This window comes from Microcystis sp. LE19-10.1B, from assembly GCF_027530565.1.
GTDB classification, from domain to species: Bacteria; Cyanobacteriota; Cyanobacteriia; order Cyanobacteriales; family Microcystaceae; genus Microcystis; species Microcystis aeruginosa.
On the sequence record NZ_JAPZQM010000094.1, the window covers coordinates 1 to 3,130 of the forward strand.

At 49.4% G+C, this 3,130-nt stretch carries 4 protein-coding genes; 2 read left to right on the plus strand and 2 right to left on the minus strand.

Features of this window, described 5'->3' with window-relative positions:
- Both O9332_RS03240 and O9332_RS03245 read left to right on the plus strand, forming a co-directional pair.
- On the plus strand, positions 1–1,060 hold a 1,060-nt coding region (locus O9332_RS03240; RefSeq protein ID WP_288023609.1), incomplete at its 5' end, for a calcium-binding protein.
- Positions 1,061–1,741: 681 nt separating this feature from the next.
- Positions 1,742–1,942, plus strand: coding sequence for a hypothetical protein (locus O9332_RS03245; protein ID WP_288023610.1), 201 nt, complete (start codon positions 1,742–1,744; stop codon positions 1,940–1,942).
- Here O9332_RS03245 and O9332_RS03250 read toward each other — a convergent pair.
- Both O9332_RS03250 and pedR read right to left on the minus strand, forming a co-directional pair.
- Positions 1,910–2,461 (minus strand): TolB family protein, encoded by a 552-nt coding sequence (locus O9332_RS03250; protein WP_002758706.1) that lies wholly within the window; start codon positions 2,459–2,461, stop codon positions 1,910–1,912. The genes O9332_RS03245 and O9332_RS03250 overlap by 33 nt on opposite strands.
- Positions 2,445–2,726, minus strand: coding sequence for a photosynthetic electron transport-dependent transcriptional regulator PedR (pedR, locus tag O9332_RS03255; protein ID WP_002754772.1), 282 nt, complete (start codon positions 2,724–2,726; stop codon positions 2,445–2,447). Before pedR ends, O9332_RS03250 begins: the two co-directional genes overlap by 17 nt.
- Positions 2,727–3,130: the final 404 nt, after the last annotated feature.

Here is a 3,130-nt window from a genome sequence, read left to right on the forward strand (position 1 = left end):
CTATACGGCCATCTTCACGGCCACCGATGCTGTGGAAACCACCGGCTCGGTGTCCGTGGCAGCGGCCAGCTACAGCGACGTGGCGGGCAACGATGGCGGAGCGGGTACGGACACGGTGACGATTGATACGCTCAATCCGACAGTGGGCATCACCTTCGACATCTCACCGCTCACCAGCCAGAACTTTAGCACTACGATCACCTTCCAGTTCAGCGAAGCCGTAAGCGGTTTCGCCGCCAGCGATGTGACCCTGACCAACGGGGTGCTGAGCAACTTCACCGGCAGCGGCAGCAGCTACACCGCCACCTTCATCGCCACCAACTTCCAGTCGCCAACGGGAACAGTGGCAGTGTCCAACGACTATTTCGATACCCTTGGCAACCAGGGTGTTGCCAATTCGGCCAACATCGCTATGACCGTGGGCGGCAGTCCTGACCCGAATGATGGTCCGTCTGGAGGCGATAGTGTGATTGGCTCAGGTACAATTGGCGCGGATTCCATCACCGGATCAACCGGTGACGACAACCTTAGCGGCCTCGACGGCAACGACACCATCAATGGCGGCGACGGCAACGACACCATCAACGGCGGCACTGGCGCCGACATTATCAGCGGCGGCACCGGCAACGACAACATCATCGGACTCGGCGGCTTTGATCTGATCTACGGCGGATCCGGCAATGATACCATCAATGGTAGTAATGGTATTGACACCATCGTCGGCGGGTTCGGCAACGATTCCCTGACCGGTGGCGGCGGCGACACCTTCCAGTTTCTGAGCATCTACGACCAGCAGGATGTAATCACCAGCTTCAACGACACCATCGTGTTCGATATAACCGGTGCCAGCGCCTTCACGTCCTTGGGTAGCGTGTCTTTGGGAACCACAAACTACACAGGTGCAATTGCCGGCGGTTACCTCACCTACAGCGGTGGGGTACTCTCCTACGATGCCGATGGCTCTGCGGGATCAACCTTCAGTCCGTTGGCGATCGTCACGTTGACCGGAACTCTCACCCCCACCCTCTCCGACACCAAAGTGCTGTTCCAGAACCTCTAGCTCAAGCAGGCATTCCCCGCCTTATTTCTCCAGCCCCTGCTGGCCATTATTGCGGGGAATGTTCTTAACTTCTTCTGCTCTGCACCTGCTTACCGGCTCTGGTTTTGAGCCAGTCCGTAGCCAGTCCGTAGGTTGGGTTGAGCGAATCAATAGGTTAAAGAAAACCTCTCAATTTTAGGGGAAAGCGAAACCCAACGCCCGATTATGTTACGCTACCGCTAACCCATCCTACAAATAATTGTGCCTCCCTACTTAAGTTTAACTTACATAGGGGTTGCTGAATAAATCTAAAAACCTTGTTGGGTAAGACTTTTCGACTTTTTTCCCCTCAAAAAGTGCCAGCCATTGCGGGGATCGGGGGGAAAATTCAGGTGCTTTTTCCCTGAAAATTAGGTAAGTATCTAAGCACAATTAATTACACATCTAAGCCACTACTCCGTCAGACTTCTGCTGTGATCAGTAAACAGTGAACTGAAAACTCAAATCCGATCCCTAATAGCTGTATCCTGTCTCGGAGTCTCCTGTCTCGGAGTCTCCTGTCTCGGAGTCTCCTGTCTCGACTAGGAAATTAATTTTGCACGACTACTTACATAAACTGGTACAAAAAAGCAGGGCAACAAAGCCTGAAACGACCGGCTACTGACTCCTGACGACCGACTCCTAACCCCACCAACAAACTTTTTGCCGCAAACCCTACCTATGCGGCTGGACGAGGAAAAAGAAAGAGTCGAGACGGAGCAAAAAGTAAGCGTGGAGGGATTCCGGGGCGTGTGGATATTCTCCTCTCCCATCTCCCCCGCAACGCGCACGAAGTGGTCTCCCCACACCCTTCTCCCTTCTCCCCCAATACTATCGGGACGGGGAAGAATTGATCGGGGGTAAAGAAGGAGAAATTTCGCCACCTCGAGCGAATATTTCCAGATTCCATTGACCGAAACGATTACTTTCAAAAGCAATAAAACGACCGTTACCACTAATCGTCGGACGACGCACTTCTCCTAAAATATTTTCGGTGAGATTTTTTGTTTGCAGAGTTTGTCGATCATAAATATATATATCGGGTTTACCGGACTGTTCCGACACATAAACAATATAGCGACCATCGGCACTAATATCCGGTTGATCTTGATAGGTTTTTGCTTGATTTAACCCCGGTAGGGGAACTAAACGATTAGCCACTCGATCGAATAAATAAATCGTTCGTTGACCCCTGCGATCGGAGGCAAAGACCAGATAACGACCATCGTAGTTAAAACGGGGATTATCTTCAGAGGAAGGGGTATTTAAAGTATTTCCTAAAAGCTGTTGGGGAGGGGTGACAAAACCCGCATCACTACATCCCCCCAGACTGATGATATTAACCGCAAGCAAAAGTCCCAGAAGTTTAGGAAACCTGATCATCGGTCGGCACCGGGGAAGGAAGGATACAACAATTAATATCATCAAGACAAACTTTACCCCAATGCAATGCCCAACGCACCAATTCCACCCGATTATCGGTTTTTGTTTTTGTCAAGATATTACTAATATGATTATCAACGGTACGCTTACTAATCTCCAGCTTTTCCGAGATTTCTTGATTGGTTAAACCATTAGCCACTAAATCGAGTATTTCTAGCTCTCGATCGGATAATGAAGCGGCTGTTTGAAACTTCCCAGCAGACATGAGTATAATTCCTCTCGTATATGTACTTATCATTCTAGAAGAATTTTTTCCCCAGGAATCGATAATCAGTGATCAGTGATCAGTAAACAGTAATCAGTGAAAAGACGGCACTGTTACTGCCATTTGATGATGCACACTTAATACAGATGGTTTGCGGCAAAAAGCTTTTCCTAGGGGCAGGGTGTGGGGTGTGGGGTGTGGGGTTTTATCGATTTTCAGGTGGTCAACTACCTAATTTTCAGGGAAAAAGTCCAGGAATTTTCCCCCCGATCCCCGCAATGGCTGGCACTTTTTGAGGGAAAAAAAGTCTAAAAGTCTTATCCAACAAGGTTTAACGATGTATCTGTTTGTAACTGAAGAGCCTCAAAATCTTTGTGGACAATGCTTTGAGAGGGATTGTTCCC

Bases quoted from the DNA above. Each gene is read 5' to 3' on its own strand.
- O9332_RS03250 (WP_002758706.1), bottom strand. From the start codon at position 2,461: ATGATCAGGTTTCCTAAACTTCTGGGACTTTTGCTTGCGGTTAATATC.
- pedR (WP_002754772.1), bottom strand. From the start codon at position 2,726: ATGTCTGCTGGGAAGTTTCAAACAGCCGCTTCATTATCCGATCGAGAG.